Below are 20,906 nucleotides of genomic sequence, written 5' to 3'. Positions count from 1 at the left end.
GCAGCCCGCAGCCATGGCAGATCTCTACACCAAAGATCGCTGGCACGCAGCTCCGGTCTATCCGCGCCCGCATCTGTGCCCAGGGGATACAATTTCAGGCCCTGCCCTGATCGTGGAAACCACAGGCACCAATGTGGTGGAGCCGGGATGGTGTGCCTCCATCACCCAGCACAATCATTTGATCTTGGAAAAACGTTCGCTTGCTGCCGCAACGCCCTTCATCAGCCCCTCCGCTTCGCCGCGATCCCGACGGGGACTCCAGGATCTTTCCTACCCAGACCCTGTTTTTCTAGAAATCTTTAATCATCTGTTCCGGGCGATCGCCGAGGAAATGGGCATTACTCTGCGCAATACCAGCGTCTCGGTCAATATTAAGGAACGGCTAGACTTTTCCTGCGCCATATTTGATCAGCAGGGTCAGCTCGTGGCCAACGCCCCCCATATCCCGGTACACCTGGGGTCAATGAGCGAGAGCGTCTGTAGCCTCATTGCCAAAACCCAGGGCGCATTCAGTCCCGGTGAGGTCTATGTGGCCAACAACCCGTTTGACGGGGGGACGCATTTACCGGACATTACGGTGATTACTCCCGTGTTTGTCGAGGCGAATACAGGGGCAGATCCTCTCTTCTACGTGGCGTCGCGGGGTCATCATGCCGATATTGGCGGCATCACCCCCGGATCCATGCCGCCCCATAGCCGCACGATTGCCGAGGAGGGAATTTTGCTGGATAATCTGCCGCTGGTTCGGCAAGGAGAATTTTTGGAGCAAGACCTGCGATCGCACCTAGGCCAGGGTCCCTATCCAGCCCGCAATATTGACCAAAACATTGCCGATCTGCGGGCACAGGTTGCGGCCAATGCACGGGGGGTTCAGGAATTGGTGGCCCTGGTGCAGCGTTATGGCCTGCAAACCGTTCAGGCCTACATGCAGCATGTTCAAGATAACGCAGAGGAGTCGGTGCGTCGTGCCATTGATCGCCTTCAGGACGGGCAGTTTGTTTACCCCATGGACGAAGGCTGCGAGATCCGTCTCCAAATTACCATTGATCGCCAGCAGCGGACGGCCCACATCGACTTTACGGGCACTTCGCCGCAGCAGGCCAATAACCTAAACGCCCCCCGCGCCATCTGCAAGGCCGTAGTCCTATACGTGTTTCGGACGCTCGTTGAGGACGATATTCCCCTCAATGCCGGTTGCCTGAAGCCCCTGCACCTGACCCTGCCAGAGGGCTGCCTCCTGAATCCCATCTATCCCGCTGCCGTGGTGGCCGGGAATGTAGAAACCTCTCAGGCCCTGGCCAATGCCCTCTACGGCGCCCTGGGGGTGATGGCCGCAGCCCAGGGCACCATGAATAACTTTACCTTTGGGAACCAGACCCATCAGTATTACGAAACCATCTGCGGTGGATCAGGGGCTGGACCCGATTTTGCCGGAACTGATGCGGTGCAAACCCACATGACCAATTCTCACCTGACGGACCCTGAGGTGCTGGAATGGAGATTCCCGGTGATCCTGGAGGAATTTGCAATTCGGCCCCACAGTGGAGGGCCGGGACGCTTCTGCGGTGGCAATGGCGTCCTGCGTCGGCTGCGCTTTCGAGAGGCCATGACCGCCGCAATTTTATCGGGCCATCGGCGTATTCCCCCCTTTGGACTCGCGGGAGGATCGCCAGGATGGGTGGGCGAGAACCGCCTTAAGCGGATTGACGGAACTACGGAGTACCTTGGATCTCGGGCAGAGGTTGACCTTCAGCCCGGTGATGTGTTTGAGATCCAGACTCCGGGTGGCGGCGGGTATGGTTCGGAGTAAAGTCCCCCTCACTTCTAGGCGACAATTGAGCTGGCATCTAAGGGCCTGATGAAAAATGGGAGATCTGGCCTTTTAAGTCCTTGAGGCTAAACAACTGCCAGCGTTTGAGGTTTCCTTGATCATCGGCACTAATCACGAACTGACTCTGGTGACTAAAGGCCAGATCCACCACTGGATTGGCATGGGCTCTCCACTGCGCAAAGCGAGTTTTCTGAGGGATATTCCAAATTTGTAATCCCCCCTCGCGATCGCTACTCGCCAGCCACATCCCATCCGGACTGAAGGCTAACGCCTCTGCACGGTCGCCCATCACCCGAAACAGTCCGGTGGGCTGCCGCTGCTTTATGGACCAGAGGCGAATGGTTCCATCTTGACCGGCACTGGCAATGAGGTCTGCTTGAGCCTGCTCTGAGACAGGCTGAAACTGGACCCTTTGGATCGACCCAATATGGCCGCGAAAGGTATGGATCAAGGTTCCCTCCATAGACCAAAGCCGAATCGTTCCATCTCGGCCGGCACTAAGGATCTGCTGGCTCTGGGGACTCAGGTCTACGGAGAACACCGATCCTTGCTGACTTTGCAGCACCTGCAAGGGACGTCCTTGAGCGGTCCAGAGGCGAATCTGGCCATCCTCCCCGCCACTGAGGAGATAAAGACCGTTAGGACTGAACTTAAGGCTGTTAACGGCGCCTCGGTGCCCAGAAATCGTGGTTTTTGCTGTCATTGTGCGGTTCCACAGTTCAATCGTGCCATTCTCCAGGGCGATCGCCAGGGTCTCTCCCTGGGGACTAAACTGCACATCTTGAATCCCATGACTCAGGGTCATTTCCTTCAGATCTAAGACTTGCAAGCGCTGAGAGGTCAGCCCCCACACCCCTAAGGTCCCGCTTTGGCCTCCTCCAACCATCTTCTCCTCCTGAGGATGAACCGCAAAGCAGTGCAGGGGCATCCCCGTGGCAAGAACCGCTGGCAAAACATTCTGCGTTGACCAGATCCTGGCCGTGCCGTCATCCCCGCTGGTTAGCAGGTATTTTTGATCCGGGGTGTAGCCAACGCTGCGAACCGGCCCGGTATGGCCCCGATATTCCTGGATGACCCTGCCATTTTTTGTCCACAGGCGCACGATGCCATCCTCTCCCGCCGTGGCAATCTCGTTGCCGTCTGGACGAAGGGCAATGGCCCAGAGTCGCTCTGCGTCCGCTTGCCACTGGCTCACCTTTTCCCCGCCTAGGGTCCAGAGGGAATAGGCCCCATCATCTCCCGCACTGGCCAATAATTTGCCATCTGGACTGTAAACCACTTCCCAGGCATGGTTTAAAAATGATTTTAAGCCCTGGCCCTCGATTGACCAGCGCCGGGTTTGTCCATCCGCTCCAGAGGTCACGATTTCCTGACTGTTGGGACTAAAGTGAACGGTCTTCGTCATCCCGGAGTGCGCCCTCCATAGCTTCTTCAAGTCACCAGAGTCCGTCCAAATTCCCAGCATTCCATTTTGAAAGGCCGCAGATAAATAGCGACCATTGGGGCTGTAGCTCACCGAGACCAGATCTAAATGCCTAGATCCCTCCAGTCGCCGGATCACCTTGCCCTGCTGGGACCAAATCACTAAATTCCCCGCTTCTCCAGCCGTGACCAGCTCGGGCCGCTGGGGATGGAAGGCAACACGGTTGAGCCGCACGGCATCGGCTCTCCAGTCTTGAAGTTTATCTCCAGACAGGGTCCAAAGACTGAGGGCGCCATTTTCAGCCGCGATCGCAAATCGATCTCCGGCAGAATGAAGCTGCCCGCGCACGGTCACACTGCCAAATTCCAGTCGCGCTTGTTCGTGATTTTGATAGAGCGAACTGAGAACGGTTCCTCGCACTTGTTCTTGAAAGGCAGCGGAGGGTGGCGATAGCCTCAGCAATGGATTGGATAAGGTCTGCAATGCTTCCCAGCTATCTTGAATGCTATTGAAGGCCGTCGGTAAAGAAACCAGGTTAACCTCCGCAGCATTTCTGAACACCCCCGCTTGCTTAATTAACAAGTTGCGCTGGTTCCAGAGCGCCCATAATGTCAGGGATGTGAGTCCTAAAAACGCAAGAATTAAGGCACTCCACCGCGCCAAAACATTGCGTCGTTTCAGCCAAAGACTGTGCTGAATGAATTCTGCTTCCACCTGATTAAACCAGGCCCTATCCGCAGCGAATAACTGCTTTAACAAGGCTAAGCGGGGATCGGCGTTCCAGAGAAATTTTCCTTGCCGGTTTTCATGCCATTCCAGGGCTGCAGGGGTTAACCGCCGCTGTAGGACAATCCGTTCCTCTTCCGCCTTTAACCACAGCAATAGGCGCTGCCATCCCCGGATCAAGGCGTCATGGGCGGGCTCAACATAGGGATGGCCCTGCACATCCTGACCTTCCACAAACAGGCGAGCGGCGGTGAACTGCTGGATCACCCGCTCAACTCGCGCCTGTTCCTCCTTCTCGTAACGCAATTCCGTGAGCATGACACGGCGTCTTGCCAATTCCCCACTGCCCACGGCAATCATCCGCAGCATCAATCGCTGAATCGTTTGATCGATCTGCGGGTCTTCTCCAATTAAGGCTTCATATTCAGCATCGGCTCGCTGTGTCAGCGCCTGGGCCACTCCACCGATCTGTTCATAGTCGGCCTGGGTAATTGCTCGATTTTGAGTCTGCCCGCTGCGGACGTTGCGTAAATATTGCAGGTAAAGCTCACTCAAGGTGAAGGACAGCAGCGGCAGGGCACCGGGCATTTGATCCACTTCCTCAATCAGGCGCTCGACCAAATCCGAGGGCTCAAAATACAGCACCCGTTCCGAAGCCGGTTGTTCAATGGCCGCACGGAGTTCTTGGCGCGTCATGGAGGGGACAATAAATCGATCCCTGGTCCATTGCGACTGCCATCCTGCCCCGCGAAAATGGGGTTCGTAATCCGATCGCAGGGTTATGACGACATGAAAGGTCTCGGGCTGGGCTGCCAGGGCATCCCTTAAAAGCTGCTGAAATGCCTGGCGATCTTCTACAGATGCACAGAGTGTAACCAACTCTTCGTACTGATCGATAATCAGACAAATTGGGGTCTGTGGTGCGCGTTGACGCTGCAGGGCCAGATAATCTGCAAGAAAGGATCGATCCAGGTGCAGGGCGCTTTTGTCCGGCACAGATTGAGCCTGCAACAGATCTAATAAATTCCTGACGGGGGCATCTCCAGGCCGGATAGGGGGCAAGATCTGCCAGTCCCGTTGCCTGAGATTGGGAATTAGGCCCGCTTTGACTAAACTGGATTTTCCGGATCCAGAGGCACCTAGAACCACGCTTAACCCATGATTCTCCACAAAGGTGGTGAGTTCTTGCGTCAAGATATCGCGACCAAAAAATAACGCATGGTGCCTCTCCTCAAAGGCTTCTAATCCGCGGTAGGGATTGAGGCTTTCATCCAGGGGCGGCGAGGGGGGCAAGTTGAGCACATGACCTGGCGTCAGGAAAATATATTCGCCCTTGTCATGTTTCTTCAATGGCCAGAGACCAGGCGTTTGCCGATGGGCTCCTCTGGCATGAAGCTCAATGCGATCGCGTAAATAAAGGTAGAGTTCCGTGGCCGTGATCACGCCATCCCCGCGAATTTGATGGGCCACATCCATTGGGAAAATGTCCGCGGCGCCTTCCAAGGCCTCGACTAAAGCAGCAGCAAAGGGGGAGTGCGGCCCCGCCTGTCCTCGCCCTGATTCTAAGGAAAAGGCATCTAACGCCCGTTGATCGTAGTCGGCTGAGGTGATCACCTGCCAGGCGGGATCTTGAATAAAGCGATCGTAGCGCTCTTGATGAATCACTTCCGGAATGCTGGCGATATCCCGCGTGCTTGACCAGCGAAACGCTCCGGCAAAACAGCAATCAAAAATACCGAGGAAATGACGACAGGGAAGAGACCCCAGGGCAGACTGGAGTTTTACCATGGGATAGTACCCCTTGACCTCTCCCAAGCGAGCATCTTGGGGAATGAGGTAGCCTTCCGGGCCATCATCACCATTTAAGGCAATCCCATGCCCGGCAAAATATAACAGGAGGCGATCGCCTGGGGTAATCAGCTGCGGCAGTTGTACCTCCCATAACTGCTGCAGGGTTTGATGATTGGCCTGATGATCTAAATACAGCCAAATCTGGTATTGATGCTGGGTCTCTAAAATCTCGGCGATCCGGTGGGCGTCGTTGACAGCATTGGTTAGTGCAGGAATACCATTGGAATATTGATTAATGCCGATAATACAGGCTAAATTGCGCTCAAAACCGTTATCTGCCATAAAAGACCCTGCCCAATAGCAGCAAGATGACGAAAGGCCGACTCAGGTGCGAATTGAGTCGGCCTGCCTTTCAGTCTCAACCCGACTGTTTCAATATTTTTTCAAGACCCTGTTCCCAGTCCATCAGGGGGTGAGAGTTTGTTCCAGCTGAAAACAACGTTTTCAAAATAAAAGGTTTTCTCATCCTGAGGCTAAAGTCCACTAAAAAAATTAAGAAATCAGGGTAAAAGAAGCTCTGGCGATCGCAGGGGTTGCGTTTGCCGCGAGGTCGTTCTGGCGTAGGGCAGGATCGACGGGACTCTTCCTCAAGGTGAGCGATCTACGGGATTGACCGGCGAGATGCCTTCTAACCCTCGCGGACTGGGGGGAGACGGGACAGCAGGCATGCTGCGTCCATCGTTTAGATATTCCTGGAAGGTAAAGGAGTCCACCTGCACCGCTTGTTTGCGAGCCGCTTCAGCCCGTTGAAGGAGATCCCCCTCCTCCTGGGTCAGCAGGCCTGCCTCAATTGCCGTCTCCAGGATCAGATCGGGTCTTTGTTTTGGCAGTTGACCAGACCGGCTGGCCAGCTTAATCCCTTGCAGAAGCGGCAGGGCCTGGGTGGAAAGCCTCAAGGCTTCCTCTAAGCGTCCCAGGGCCTCGTCCGGATGGGTCGAGAGATAAATGCCCTGGGTGAGGCGATCGCGGATTGGACGATCCAATTGGAGCCGTTGAGCAACTTCATGGCCCAGGGCATCGCTGGGAGGTCCCCCCATGGGGCTCAGCCGCAGTGCCCAGCTCACAGTCTTAAGGAAGCCGCGTCCGACTCTAGGGCCTGGGATGTTGTCAACCAAGCCTGTACAGGCCTCTTGGAAAGCAGCAAACACCGTCTGCATCACCCAGTGAATCAGCGGCAGTTCATCGGGCTGAAAGCCTTCGGCCTCATACCGCCATAGGGTGGCCGATCCCAGATAGAGCCAGGAGAGCATATCGGCCAAGCGTCCGGTTACCTTCTCTTCGCGCTTGAGCGCCCCCCCCAGCGTCACCATAACGACATCGCTCAGCAGCGCAAACAGAGCTGAGGCCCACTGCAGCTTTTGGTAATAGCGGGCCGTTTCCCCCGGAACTGGGGAGGAGGCCAGCCGCCCACGGGTCCAGGTGAGCAGCTTCACTCGGCAAAAATGCCGAAAGCTGGACCCTACATGCGCCCAGATGACCCGATCAAAGGCAGCCAGATCCCCCTGCTCCAGGGCCAAGATTTCGTCATAGACGTAGGGATGGCAGCGAATTGCGCCCTGCCCATAGATCATCAGCGTGCGGGTGAGGATATTGGCCCCCTCCACCGTGATCGCAATGGGCATCGCCGTATAAACATGAGCCAGAAGATTATGGGGACCGCGGCAGATCCCCGACCCACCCAAAATATCCATCCCGTCCATCACCGTCTTCCGAGTCAGCTCGGTGGACTGGTACTTGGCGATCGCCGCTGCAACGGCAGGCTGCTCTCCCTGCTCCACAGCCCCAAGGGTGTAGAGCCGCAGGGCATCCACAAGGTAGGTGTAGCCCGCGATCCGAGCCAGGGGTTCTTCGACGCCCCCAAAGCGACCAATCGAAAGGCCAAACTGTTGGCGCACCAGGGCATGGGCTCCGGCAACGCGAGCTACCAGCTTTGAGACCCCCGCACAGGAGGCCGGGAAGCTAATTCCCCGACCGGCGGCCAGGGTTTGCATAATCATTTTCCAGCCCTGCCCGGCCTGTTCGACGCCACCAATGATCTGTCCGATGGGCACCACCACATCCTGGCCCTCCAGGGGCGAGTTATAAAAGGGAACTCCCATGGGATCATGGCGACGGTTTTGAAAGACGCCAGGATTATCAGTAGAGACCAGCGCACAGGTAATTCCCACCTCTTCTCCTTTGCCCAGCAAGTTGTCGGGATCCTTGAGCCGGAAGGCCAGGCCGATGAGGGTGGCGATCGCCCCCAGGGTGATGTAGCGTTTGTTCCAGTTCAGACGCAGCCAAAGCTCACCATTCTCCCTCTGGAACACCACGCCCTCGGAGGTCAGGCTCGCGGCATCGGATCCTGCCAAGGGCTCAGTCAGGGCAAAGCAGGGAATCTCCACTCCGGTGGCTAATCGGGGCAGATAATGCTGCTTCTGTTCCTCCGTGCCGTAGCGCAGAATCAGCTTGGCTGGCCCCAGGGAATTGGTCACGCCCACCGTGGCCACATGGGTAAAGGATCGTGAGGCCAGCTTATTCATCACGGCGCTATAGGCCAAACTGGTGAATCCCAGGCCACCATACTCCTTAGGAATCATCAGTCCAAAGAAGCGCTCTTGCTTCAGGTAGGCCCACACCTCTGGGGGCAGATCCTTGCGCCGATAGATTTCCCAGTCGGTGGCCATTCGGCAAACCTGCTCCACAGGGCCATCTAGAAATGCCTGCACCTCCGGGGAGATGTGAGGATAGGGTTCACTCAAGATCCGCCTTAGGTTCGGTCGTCCCGTAAAGAATTCCCGCTCCACCCAGACGGTTCCCGCTTCAATGGCCGCCCGCTCAGTGTCGGAGATCTGGGGAAGCCAGTGCATGTTTTGAATCCATCCCATGATGGGGCGAGTCAGCAGCCGCTGGCGCAGCCAGGGCAGATTGGCCACCGCCGCCAAGACCACAAACACCGCCCAGAGCCAGATTGAAGCTTTGGTCACTAACAACAGCCCCGCAGCGATGGCGGTCCAGACCCCCAAGGGGAGGCCCCAGTAGCCCAACAGCAGGATTCCTAAAGCCAGGCCCAATATCCAAAGCAGTACGGTCATGGGTGATACCTCACGGCATTGATAGCAATAAACGATGGGAAAAAACCATAGAGAGCCAAAGATCGCCAACAAAAGATAGAGAAAGAAAATGAGCGCCAAAGAGGCGTTTAGAGGCGTAAATTCTCCACCACGCCAGCGACCCCCATCCCGCCGCCAACACACAGGGTGATCAAGCCATAGCGCAGTCCCCGCCGCGCCATCTCGTGTAGGAGCGTTGCCATCAGCTTGGCCCCACTACAGCCCAGGGGGTGCCCGAGGGCTATTGCCCCCCCGTTCACGTTCACCCTGGCTTCATCCAACCCCAGCTCTCGCATAACCGCCAGGGACTGGCAGGCAAAGGCTTCATTCAGCTCAATGAGTTCCATTTGATCCAGGGTTAATCCCACCTGCTTGAGCACCTTCGGAACCGCCTGCACTGGACCAATCCCCATAATTGCGGGTTTAACCCCCGTTACGGCATAGCCCAGCAACCGTCCCATGGGCTGAAGGCCTAACTCCCGCACCAAGCGTTCACTCACGACCAAGGTGGCCGCCGCTCCATCGGAGGTTTGGGAGGCGTTTCCAGCTGTGACGGTCCCATCGGCTCGGAAGACGGGCTTGAGGGCCGCCAGAGCCTCAAGGCTGGTATCAGGACGAGGACCTTCGTCGGTATCAAACACGGTTTCCAGCGCGGTGGGCTGCCCGTTCATGAACAGCGTGGCTTGAACGGGCACCGGAATGATTTCAGCCTTAAATTTGCCGTCTTGAATCGCCTGGATCGCCCGCTGATGCGATCGCAGAGCAAAGGCATCCTGGTCTGAGCGCGAAATGCCGTAGTCCGTGGCCACATGCTCCGCCGTGAGTCCCATGGTGCAGTAGACATCGGGCTTATCAATCATCAAGTCCGGATTCGGCGCAATCTGGTGCCCTCCCATGGGAATTAGGCTCATGGATTCTGCCCCGCCGGCAATGATCACGTCGGCCTGCCCTGCCAGAATCGCCTGAGTCGCAGAGGCAAGGGTTTGCAGACCCGAAGCACAAAACCGATTAACGGTGTAGCCGGGAACCGAGTCCGGGAGGCCTGCCCGCTGCGCCACCACGCGCCCCAGGTTAAAGCCCTGTTCCGCCTCCGGGAAGGCGCAGCCCATGATGACATCTTCAATCAGCTCCGGCGGCAGTTGGGGAACGCGCTGAAGCAGGCCCTGCACCACAAGGGCGCCCAAGTCATCGGGGCGCATGGTCCGCAAGGTTCCGCGCGGCGCTTTGCCCACGGCGGTCCGCACCGATTCCACCAAATAAGCTTTATTCATCCGTTTTCCCTCCACATCCTAGAAAATGGGCAGAAGATCGGCGGCGATCGCCTTAGTTTCGCAGCGGCTTCTTAGTTTTGAGCAGGTGATCCATGCGTGCATGGGTTTTCGGCTGACGCAGCAGCGGGATAAAGCGATGGCGCTCTAGCTGCAGGAGGTAGGATTGCGGCACCGATGCCGCCGCCGTCAGATCGCCCCCCGTCATCACGTAGGCCAGCTGCCCCGCCAGGAAGCAATCGTATTCACTGATGTAATGCCCTTCTAGCATTTGCATAGCCGCCATTTCCAACAGAGCGCGACCGGGCTGCCCCAGCACCGTGACCATGGCCCGCTTGGGCGGCGGCATATAGCCGCCCTGGGCCAGCCGCTGGACCGTTTCCTTAGCCACCGCAAGCCGGCGATCGCCCGTTCTCAAAATTTGATCTGTGGGCTTGAGATAGCCCCAATCCTGAGCCTCGTAGGCACTATTCGAGACCTTTGCCATGGCAATGGTTTCAAAGGCCTGCACCAGAAAGGGTTGAATGTGGCTGGGGCTCTCACTAGCGGCCCGTTGGGTCACCTCAGACACCAATCGAGTGATTCCGCCTGCGCCGGGGATTAACCCCACGCTCAGCTCCACCAAGCCTAGGTAGGACTCTGCGGCAGCGACGACGTGGGGACAGGCCATGACAAACTCGCAGCCGCCGCCCAGGGCGCGTCCTTGGACCGCCGCCACGATGGGCTTGGGAAACTCGTGCATCCGCTGCAGTAGATCCTGGAAGGAAACGATTAGCTGCTGGATGGCCTCTACATTTCCTTCCTGGGCCATCGTGCCCATTTCCACCAGGTTTGCCCCCCCGGAAAAGTGCGGGCTCTCGTTTCCCACCACCATGCCCAGATAGGGATGATCGCCCAGCAGGTCCATGGCGGTTTCAAACCCTTCTAAGACCTTCAGGCTCAAGGTATTCCCCTTGGAGCGAAACTCAAACAGGACCACACCATCACCTAAATCCAGCAGGGCTGACTCCGAGTTATGCCAGATTACCCGCTCTGGGTCGGCCTTGACCTGCTTGAGATCAATGACATCCTGCGGCGGCTCCAGGGTGAGACTTTGCCTCGGCGTTTGCACCCGCTGCACCGGTCCAGCCTCGGTCATCTGGACCGGACTATAGAAGCCTGCAACTTGACGCTCCGCCATGGCCAGAATCCAGGCCGGGACATCCAGCTGATCCTGCTGCATGGCCTGCACCACCCTCTGAAATCCCAGCACATCCCATATTTCAAAGGGGCCAAGTTCCCAACCAAATCCCCACCGCATGGCCCGATCAATCGCTGCGGGGCTGTCGGTAATGTCTGGAATGCGATGGGCGCAGTAGGAGAAAATCTTGAGCATCGAAGTTCGGAAAAACTTCCCAATCCGTCCTGGATCTGCATACATCGCCCGCAGACGCTCCGAGAGATCCTCTATGGTCAGCAGGTCCTTAAGTCCCGGCAAATTCGGAGGAGTCTGAGTCTCGTAGGCAAAGGTTTGGGGATTGAGGGCCAGAATCTCGCGCTTCACCTTTTTGTAGAAGCCCTGGCCGGTCTTCGCCCCAAAGGATCCAGTTTCAATGAGCTTCACCAGCATTGACGGAATTTTGAACTGGTCGCGCTGCTCGTCCTCTGGGATGGCCTGATAGAGATGCTTGGCCACATAGGCAATCGTGTCAAGCCCCACCAGATCAGCGGTTCGGAAGGTAGCCGACTTGGGACGTCCCACCAGAGGTCCGGTCAGCGTTTCAATCTCACTGAACGCATAGTCCTGCTGGGCCAGGGTCTGAATTCCCTGCAAAATCACGTACATGCCAATGCGGTTGGCAATAAAGTTGGGGGTGTCCTTGGCAATGACCACGCCTTTGCCCATGCTCCGCTCCGCAAAGAACTGCATGCGATCCAAGATTTGAGGATCGGTGTCAGGCCCCGGAATCAGCTCCAGCAGCTTCAGGTAACGGGGAGGATTAAAAAAGTGGGTGCCCAGAAACCGCTGCCGAAACGCCAGACTTCGCCCCTGGGCGATCGCCTGGATGGGCAGGCCACTAGTATTTGAGGAAATGACGGCGTCCGGGCGGGCCACGGCCTCAATGCGCGCCATGAGATCCTGCTTAATCTCCAGGTTTTCCACCACCGCTTCGATGATCCAATCTGCTTCGCGCAGGCGGTCAAAATGCTGGGTGTAGTTGCCTAAGCGCACCCGCGATCGCAGTTTAGGGCTATAAAAGATTGGCGGCGAAAGCTGCAGGGCCTTGCGAAAAGCCCCCTCAACCAGGCTATTTTGGGGACCATCGCTGGAGGCTAAATCCAGCAGGTCCACCGCCAAACCCAGATTGGCTAGATGTGCCGCAATTTGACTCCCCATCACCCCTGCACCGAGGACGGCAGCCGTTTGGAATGGTTGATGCATGAAGACCTCCTCTGAATGGCAAACGCAACACAGTCATGAATGCACCTTGGGGGACGGTGCTCATCGCTGACTCCCCTCAGGAATACCCAGCTTTCAGGGACTGAGCGGTGACCGGACAGGTCACGACGGGAATGTTCGGACAACCCGGTTCCTCTAGACGTGCGGACTCTCGTTCTCGTTTAGATCGCCTTGGGCGGGATGGGTGAGCGGGGTCCTGGTAGAGTTGCTCAATTTCGCGGGCAAAGTGATGCAGTAACCTTTGCCGACGCAGTCGATGGCTAAATCGCCGCAGGGCCGCAGGCTTTTGCGAGGCTGGAATCAGCTCAAACTTACGAATGGTGGACCAGTAGGGTAGATGACAGTTCGCTGCATTCACCAGCGCCTGAAACAGGCCCACCATGCAGGGATTTTCCAGGAGTGCCGACATGGGCAGATTCTTCATGCCGGCCATGGTATTGGCCAGGGCCAGCAGGGTTGGGTCATGGACAAACAACAGCGCCCCACAGAACTTCCGCTCATGCCCAACGATCACCGCCTCATCAATGAGTTCCGACTCCTGTAGCTTGGCCTCCAGGGGCAGAGGCGTCACGTATTTTCCCGTCGAAAGCTTAAATAAACTCTTCTTCATACCGGTTAGAACCAAGTATCCTTCTGCATTGAAGTAGCCCAAATCTCCCGTATGGAACCAGCCTTGGTCATCTATTTCCAGGGCTGTGGTCTCTGGGGCCTGGAAGTAGCCTGGGGTAACGGTTGGCCCGCGCACCAGAATTTCGCCATCCGCAGCGATGGTGCAGTCCACCCCGAGGGCGGGCTGCCCGACGGTATTGGCGCGGTTGTGCCGCTGCCGATTAAAGGTAACGGCAGCGCTGGTTTGGGTAAGCCCGTATCCCTGCAGCACCGGTGTGCCAATGGCGGCAAAAAAGTTGGCAACCTCTCCCTGAAGCGAGGCCCCGCCGCTGAGACAATAGCGCAGGCGACCGCCTAAAATCCGCCGCCATTGAAAGTAGATCAGTTCTGCTAGCCCTCGTTCCAGCATTGCCCTGGGCCATCGCGGTGAAGATTGCCCTAGCCTGTAGCGGGACGCAACCGCAAAGGCCCAGCGCTGAATATACCGACTCAGGCGATGTTGAATCGAGTGGACTGAGAGCGATTTTTGGAGGGCTTTGAGCTTAGACCAAACCGGGGCTGTGGAGGTTGGAATCAGCACCTCAGGCAGAGGCTGATCCACAGTGCTGCGCAACTTGCGATAGATCCGATGCAGCAGGAGCGGCACGGTAGAGAGGATGGTGGGCCGCAGATCCTGTAAATGGCGCATGACCCGCTGGGGATTGGAGAAATAGACGCGGTGGCCATAGTAGAGGTGGCCGTAGAGCATGGTGCGGGCAAAAATGTGAGTGAGGGGTAAAAAGGTAACAACAGATTCCTTGTCGCCCCATTTTAAGCGCGTCATCCCTGAAAAAGAGGCCAGAGCCGCACTAGTCAGGTTTTCCTGGGTAAGCATCACTCCCTTGAGTTGTCCTTCCTCGCCAGGAATATAGATGATCGTCGCCAGTTGCTGGGGCGATCGCCCTGCCTCTAGCGCTGCCAGCACCTCTGGCTGAGCGGCCATTGCATCTCGCCCCAGGGTGCGCAGTTGGGACCAGTTTAGAACTCGCACCTGAAAGGGAAGGGTGCAGTGGGGCATATCCTGGTAGGGAACCTCAGACAGATCAAGGCCGCGGGTTTCTGGAATGGGCAAGTGTAATAAATCATCCCGAGTCGGACGGGGATGCTGCTCAATATCCTCTGGGTCTTCGACCTCGGCGAGGATAATAGCCTGCAAGGAGTCGACATGGCATAAATAAGGCGCAACCTGGTTTAATAAGGAGCGGTTGGCCACGAACAAAATCCGCGAGCGACTGTGGTGCAGACTATAAATAATATTTTCAAGGGTCTGACTGAGATCAATGGGGACATTGACGAGGTTGGCCACCTGAGAGCCCATATCGGCCGCCAGAAAAAAGACGTCGCTAAATAGGAGCAACCCGACGCGATCGCCCGGTGCCAAGCCCAGTTCCCACAGGCCGACGGCTAGTTCCTGGGCCGTGACTTGTAGATCTTGCGTGGAATAGGACTGCCAATCAGACCCACTCAGCTGATGAAAAGCCTGGGAATTGTGATGATGCTGACAGGCATCGCTTAGAAGTGCAGGTAGGGTCCACCCTCGAATTGCAGCTTCTGTCATTTCAGAACGTGGAGTTCGCCAAAGGCATGAGATTTGCATCGCCCATCCAGAAAGCCTTGCGACCCTCTGCCCCTACATTGAATAAACGGCAACGGCCATACTGACACGCCGAAAACCATAAACTTGATCTCAACGCGCAGAAGACCGTTTCGAAACCCAGGACAACAGGTTTGGCAACGATCGGGGAAGCACTGTTCTCACTCCGCCCCACCTATTCCCAAATTTCGGGAGTATCAACCCAAGCTTTCAACTAGGAACTTCACAGGAATGGTCAGAACGATAAATATTGGAGGTGAATTGAGTCAGAAATATCAGTTCAGAGTAATGTGAAGATAAGTAAAGAATTGAGTTGATATTTATACTTAACGAATAGATTTAGTTTAACACGCCTCAAAGTGAGCCAGCCACCGTAGTTTTACATTTCTCATTGAGTTCCCAAAAGCAGGATGAACCGGGTCTGGCTTGATGCCAGACTCTATCGTGGTGCAGCCAGGGATGGCTTTGGAGAAGCAATCTTCCTGCTGCGAGCACCCAGCACCTCCAGAGCTTGATGTTGAGCAAGCGTGAGTCCGGTCACGCCCCCAATCTCCATCTCGGCATAGGGACGGGGAACGGTCAGGGTTTGCAGGGACTGTCCCTTCGAGCAATCCCAGCACCGAATTGTTTCATCTTGGCTGCTACTCAAAAGCTGGCCCTTTGCCAGTATGGCCAGGGACCAAACCCATTGCTGATGGCCGCAGTAGGTTTGCAGGCAATCCCCTGTGTGCACCGCCCATTGCCGCACGGTGCGATCGCCACTGCTGCTCCACAGAAATTGTCCATCGGGGCTAAAGCGGAGGCAGAGCACCGCCTGCTCATGTCCGGTGAGGATCTGCTGCTGTGCCCCGCTCTGCACCGACCAGAGCATAATCTGCTGATCTTCTCCGGCCGTGGCCAGGGTTTGTCCATCGGGGCTAAAGGCCAGCGCCCAGACGCGGTTGGCATGGGCCAGCCAGGTTCGCACACACTCGCCGGTTTCCCAATGCCACAGCCGGATCACCTGCTCATAGCCGCCACTGGCCAGCCACTGCCCATCAGGACTAAAGGCCACGCTCACCGCCGAGCCGGGATGGCCTTCCAGGGTACGCAGGCAGGTGCCCTGACGCAGATCCCACAGCTTCACGGTGCGATCGTAGCTAGCGCTGGCCAAGATCGGGACTTGGGGATGAAAGGCAATGTCCCAAATCCAGCTGCGGTGCCCCTGGAGCGTCTGGTTACAGCGCTGAGTCTTGAGATCCCACAGCTTAATGGTGCGATCTAGGCTTCCGCTGGCCAACCATTCACCATCGGCGCTAAAGGCCAGGGCAAACACGCGGTTGTGATGCCCCCGCAAGGTGGCGTAGGGTTCCACCGGCTGCGGGGAGGGCCAGGCGGCGGGCAAGTGCCAGAGGCGCACGGTTTGATCTTCATGGGCGCTGGCCAATAACCGTTGATGGGGATGCAGTGCCAGTTCAAAAATGCCGTTGCTGTAGCCCTGTAGAGTGGTTTGGGTTTCCCCCGTAACGGGATTCCAAAAGCGGGCGGTATTATCATCGCCACCGCTGGCCAGGAGGTGTCCTTGGGGATGAAACTGCACGGTCCAGAGACGATTGGTATGCTTATCCAGCCGTTGCAAGCATTTGCCCGTTTGGGTATTCCACAGGCGCACCGTTTGATCGTAGCTGCCGCTGGCCAGGGTGCGACCGTCGGGGCTAAAGGCCACCGTCACCACCGGGGCCTCATGGCCGGTGAAGGTGTGCAGACAGACGCCCGTTTGCGAACTCCAGATCTGCACCGTCTGATCCATGCTGGCGGTGGCCAACAGGCGCCCATCGGGGCTGAGGGCGATCGCCATAATCCATTGGGAATGGGCCGGTATCTCGCGCAGGCAGGTACCCATTGACACATTCCAGACGCGGATACGGCAGTCTTCTCCGGCGCTGTAAAGGGTTCGTCCATCGGGCGAGAAGGCACATCCCCAGACGCATTTTTCATGGCCGGATAGGGTTTGCAGACATTGACCGCTCTGGATATCCCATTGCTTTAGGGTGGCATCGGTACTGCTGCTCACCAGGGTTTGGCCATCGGGACTAAACCCAATGTGGGTGACAATGCTGCTGTGACCTTGCAGGACTGCTTGACAATGACCCGTCTGGGAATTCCATAGCCGAATCGTGCGATCCTGGCCGCAGCTGGCCAGCAGGGGGCGCGTGGGATGGAAGCTCACCGCCCAGGTCCAGAAGTCATGGCCTAGACATTGGGCCACGGGATGCAGCCCCGAGGTGGACCAGACCGTGACGCCGCCGTTGGTGTCGCTGGTGGCAAACTGCGCGCCGTCGGGACTAAAGGCAATGCTGGTAATCCCGCCAAAAGTGTTGGCAAAACGGCAGTCACGAAAGGTGACTTGGGCAAAGTTGGTCTCGCGGAGCGACAGATCGTGTAACAGGGCTTGGCGGATGGTCAACTGGCTGAAGTCATACCCGCGCAGATCCACCTGCAGGTGCCGCAATAGGTTCAAGAGATTACCCCCGCCGTAGCCGATGACCGCACTGGGGAGGGTTTGCAAATGCTGTAAAACCTGCTGCAGATGCTGAGTCAGGGCGATCGCGCTGCCAAAGGCGCTCTGGAGCTGCTGGGTTAGAGGCACTAGCACCAGCCGGGTTTGAGCCTCCTGTAGGTAGTCTTCAATTTGAGCTTTGACCAGGGCATAGCGCAGAAATACCACGGGGGCGATGGCCTGAATTTCCGTAAACACCTGGTCAATCAGGCTGTGGAGCAGATATTCCATAATCACCGGCTGCAAGCTCACCAGCAAGGCACGATCGCCCTGTCGCTGATGGGTTTCCAGGAGCGATCGCCGCTGCAGCGATTCTAAGGCTTCCAGGACTCTGGCCCTAGGGGTGGGGGTGAGTAAATCTGCCTGGATTTGGTCGAGCGGACAGGGATCCGGGTGGAGGGCAATCCACTGAATTAGATCGCGCTCTAGGGGAGACAGCCGCTGCATCTGGATCGAGAGCAGCCGCTCTAACCCGTTGAACAGCCCTTGGCGCTGCTGCAAATATTGAGAAATATTGCCCTGAAACAAATCGCAAATGGTGCTGGAGATAATTTTCAGGGCCAGGGGATGTCCCTGGTAGTGATCGATGAGCTGCTGGAGATCCGGTGCTGCTCCGGTCAGACCTTTATGGTGCAAAATCTCCTGACTGGCGATCGCATCCAGACCCTTCAGGTAAAAACTGCGCACGGGCAAGCGATCCCCTTCCAGGCCGTCAAAATCCTGGGGTTTTTCGCGGCTGGTGATGATCAGGGTGCTGGCGTGGTAAGTCTCACCCGGGGTTTGCAGCCAGAAGCCATACTCGGCGTGCTGGGGTTGAAAGATGCCGCAGTGCTGCTGACTCTCTAGGAGCACATCAAAGTTATCGAGGATAATCAGGCATCGCTGCTGGCGCAGGATCTCCAGGCTCAGGTCAATTTTCTCCGGGAGGGAGCTGGGCAGGGGGGCCTCTTGGCTGGGGGTGAGGGCTTTGAGCAGGTTCGTGAGCAGTTCACCCAGGGGCGGTGCGGCCTTGAGCGATCGCCACAGAATCAGATCAAAGTCAGCCAGCAGGGTTTGGGCCAGGCGAATCCCCAGAACGGTCTTGCCAATCCCCCCCATCCCCAACAGGCAAATCAGCCGACAGCGATCGCGCCGGATCCACTGGCCCAGGGTGGCCAATTCGCGATCGCGGCCCCAAAAGTGAGACACATCAGCCGCTAAGCTCCAGTCCTGGCGGGCGGGGGCGGAGAGCGGGTCAACCGCTGGAGGCGGTGCGGCCGGATGGGTTAGGTCTGGACTGTTTAAGGCGGGACTGGTCAGCTCCGGCAGGCGGCGCAGGATGGTTTTAAAGTTACTTTTGGAGACCTTACAGTCCAGAGCCGCAGAGAGCGATCGCCAGAGCTGGAAGCCGACATCGCGGATGTAGTCATCGTCGTATCCTGTGTCAGCGGCGATTTGGGCGTAGGTTTGCCCCTCCCAACAGCCGCGCACAATTTTTTCTTGCAGGTTGCTTAATCTGCCCGGTGCCAGAATTTTATCCAGCATCGAGAGCACATCCTCCATAGCCCCCATAGTTTCCTCTTCCTCAGTCCACACCCAAGTATGAAAGACTCCAAAGCAAAGCTTAGAAATACCCCTTGGGATGAATTTACACTGAGTTACAAAAAAATGTCAGATTTTTTATGATTTTTGTTGAACTGCAGAAACGGTCCTGATGGACCCTTGAGAGTCAGGGCGATCGCTGGAACCCTTGATCCTAGGATTATTTCGCCTCCCCAAAGGCGAGACTGAATAATTCTAGCCCCTCGTCCACCTTCCTGAGCTTGAATGAACCGCTCAGCAAACACCTGATTTTTTATGATTTTGCCCCACAGACATGCAGCTCCAAAATCCTTAAGGTTGCTCCTGAGACTCCAGGGCACCTTTAATGTGATCTTTTCCCTCACCCCTGGAGTCTCAATTCCTGCCCAGTCAATTTCCGCCTAGGCTCTAGGTTTGTTAATATGACCAGCCGTTCCCTGTCCCGACGCACCCAAACCGTGGGTGATATTGATATCCATTACCAAATCCAGGGCAGCGGTCCACCCCTGGTGATGATTATCGGGCTGAGCTTCAGTCTGCGAGATTGGGGGGCGGATTTAATCCAACGCCTGTCTTCCAGCCATCAGCTCATCCTGTTTGATAACCGCGATGCGGGACTCACCCAGGAGTCGCGCCGGAATTACACAATCCAGGATATGGCGGACGATACCGCTGGCCTGATCAAGGCGCTGGGAATTTCTAAAGCCGATATTTTCGGCGTCAGTATGGGAGGGGCGATCGCCCAGCATTTGGCCCTTCGTCACCCCAACACGGTCGATAGACTGATTTTAGGCTGCACCTTTGCGGGGGGTGACTGTAGTCAACCCGGCGACTTTACGGGCTTTCTATCCGGAAATCTGCCTTCTCTCCTGTTCACTCCAGAGTATCTTGACCAGCATCAAGGGTCCATCAACGATTTCTTGGATCAGACCCGCCCCTACCATAGCTCTGGCTCGGCGCTCCATCGTCAACTCAATGCGATCGCCACCCACGATACCTGTGACCGGCTCGCTGATATCGTCGCCCCGACGCTGGTGATTACGGGCGATCGCGACATTGCCATTCCTGCCGCCAATAGTCAACTGCTAGCGGAGCGGATCCCCAAGGCGCGTCTGGAAATTATCCCAGAAGCCGCCCACGGCTTTTGCTACAGCCATGCCCAAACCACGGCTGAACAGATCCAAATGTTTTTAGCTCTATCTTGAAATCCTCTATTGACTATGCAAGAACTTACCCCAACACAACAATATTCTCCCGAATCCATGATTCAGGAGGTGCAAGAAACCTTTCAAGCCTATACCCAGGCTTTTAGCCGCCAGGATATTGAGGCGGTGTTGTCCTACTACGCCTATCCAATCATCCTCATTGATCGAGACAAACCGCCCGTGGGTTTGGATCGCTGGCTTGGGCCGATCAAAGGTCGCATTGGGTTAGGGCGGCTATTTAAGGCGCTGCGTGGCCAAAATTTTAGCCATAGCGAACTGGAGGGCAACCTGGAGGTGCAGATTCTGGCATAAGATCTGGCGATCGCCGCTGGGCGGGCAAAAAGGTTGAGCCAGGAGGGGAAGGTGCTGGAGGAATTTCGCTTTAGCTACACCTTTCGCAAGCAGGATCAGGGCTGGCGGATTGTTCTGGGCCTGATTTATTAAGTGGAACCTCGCCCCGACTTTAGAGTTTTTTTAGATGAGAACCTGATTTTTCATGATTTTTTCCCACAGACTTGGGGGTGAGGTTCCAGATATTATTCAGGGCGATCGAAAATTAATACACTTTATTAGCGATCGCTCTAGTCTGGGTAATACACCAATCTCGGAATTATACGGACACTGTCCGTATAACACCCCGATTTCGGAATTATGGTAACTACTCAGGCTTAAAAAAATCAGGTCATTTCTGAAGATTGCGAAAAGAGGAGATAAGCTAGTTTTGCAAGA

The 20,906-nt window shown here is 56.5% G+C and carries 10 protein-coding genes; 4 read left to right on the top strand and 6 right to left on the bottom strand.

The annotated features are described in order from the left end of the window. The coding region (locus QQ91_RS14625) for a hydantoinase B/oxoprolinase family protein (RefSeq protein ID WP_201277473.1) at positions 1–1,810 on the top strand (1,810 nt) is incomplete at its 5' end. Between the two features lie 37 nt (positions 1,811–1,847). Here QQ91_RS14625 and QQ91_RS14620 read toward each other — a convergent pair. The 6 genes from QQ91_RS14620 to QQ91_RS14595 all read right to left on the bottom strand — a co-directional run bounded on the left by QQ91_RS14620 (position 1,848) and on the right by QQ91_RS14595 (position 18,963). After that, positions 1,848–6,113: an nSTAND1 domain-containing NTPase gene (locus QQ91_RS14620; protein WP_166282976.1), complete on the bottom strand. Its 4,266-nt coding sequence runs from the start codon at positions 6,111–6,113 to the stop codon at positions 1,848–1,850. Between the two features lie 305 nt (positions 6,114–6,418). After that, entirely contained in the window at positions 6,419–8,905 is a 2,487-nt protein-coding gene (locus tag QQ91_RS14615; protein WP_166282974.1) for an acyl-CoA dehydrogenase, read from the bottom strand. Between the two features lie 107 nt (positions 8,906–9,012). Next, a complete protein-coding gene (locus QQ91_RS14610) occupies positions 9,013–10,194 on the bottom strand; it encodes a thiolase family protein (RefSeq protein ID WP_166282972.1) in 1,182 nt (393 codons plus the stop codon). 52 nt (positions 10,195–10,246) lie between these two features. Continuing rightward, on the bottom strand, positions 10,247–12,613 hold the full coding sequence (locus QQ91_RS14605) for a 3-hydroxyacyl-CoA dehydrogenase/enoyl-CoA hydratase family protein (protein ID WP_166282970.1): 2,367 nt from the start codon (positions 12,611–12,613) through the stop codon (positions 10,247–10,249). 76 nt (positions 12,614–12,689) lie between these two features. Continuing rightward, on the bottom strand, positions 12,690–14,837 hold the full coding sequence (locus QQ91_RS14600; RefSeq protein WP_166282968.1) for an AMP-dependent synthetase/ligase: 2,148 nt from the start codon (positions 14,835–14,837) through the stop codon (positions 12,690–12,692). A 475-nt stretch (positions 14,838–15,312) separates the two neighbouring features. Continuing rightward, a complete protein-coding gene (locus QQ91_RS14595; RefSeq protein ID WP_166282966.1) occupies positions 15,313–18,963 on the bottom strand; it encodes a helix-turn-helix domain-containing protein in 3,651 nt (1,216 codons plus the stop codon). A gap of 431 nt (positions 18,964–19,394) precedes the next feature. Between QQ91_RS14595 and QQ91_RS14590 the strand changes: the two genes are divergently transcribed. The 3 genes from QQ91_RS14590 to QQ91_RS21935 are packed head-to-tail and all read left to right on the top strand — an operon-like array spanning position 19,395 to position 20,621. After that, positions 19,395–20,177, top strand: a complete 783-nt coding sequence (locus QQ91_RS14590; RefSeq protein ID WP_166282964.1) for an alpha/beta fold hydrolase — start codon at positions 19,395–19,397, stop codon at positions 20,175–20,177. Positions 20,178–20,192: 15 nt separating this feature from the next. Further along, on the top strand, positions 20,193–20,489 hold the full coding sequence (locus QQ91_RS14585; RefSeq protein WP_166282962.1) for a nuclear transport factor 2 family protein: 297 nt from the start codon (positions 20,193–20,195) through the stop codon (positions 20,487–20,489). Positions 20,490–20,492: 3 nt separating this feature from the next. After that, positions 20,493–20,621: a DUF6841 family protein gene (locus QQ91_RS21935; protein WP_510980329.1), complete on the top strand. Its 129-nt coding sequence runs from the start codon at positions 20,493–20,495 to the stop codon at positions 20,619–20,621. The last annotated feature ends 285 nt before the right edge of the window (positions 20,622–20,906 follow it).

Source organism: Lyngbya confervoides BDU141951, from assembly GCF_000817775.3.
Lineage (GTDB): Bacteria > Cyanobacteriota > Cyanobacteriia > Thermosynechococcales > Thermosynechococcaceae > Lyngbya > Lyngbya confervoides.
This window is presented reverse-complemented; position numbering and strand designations above follow the sequence as displayed.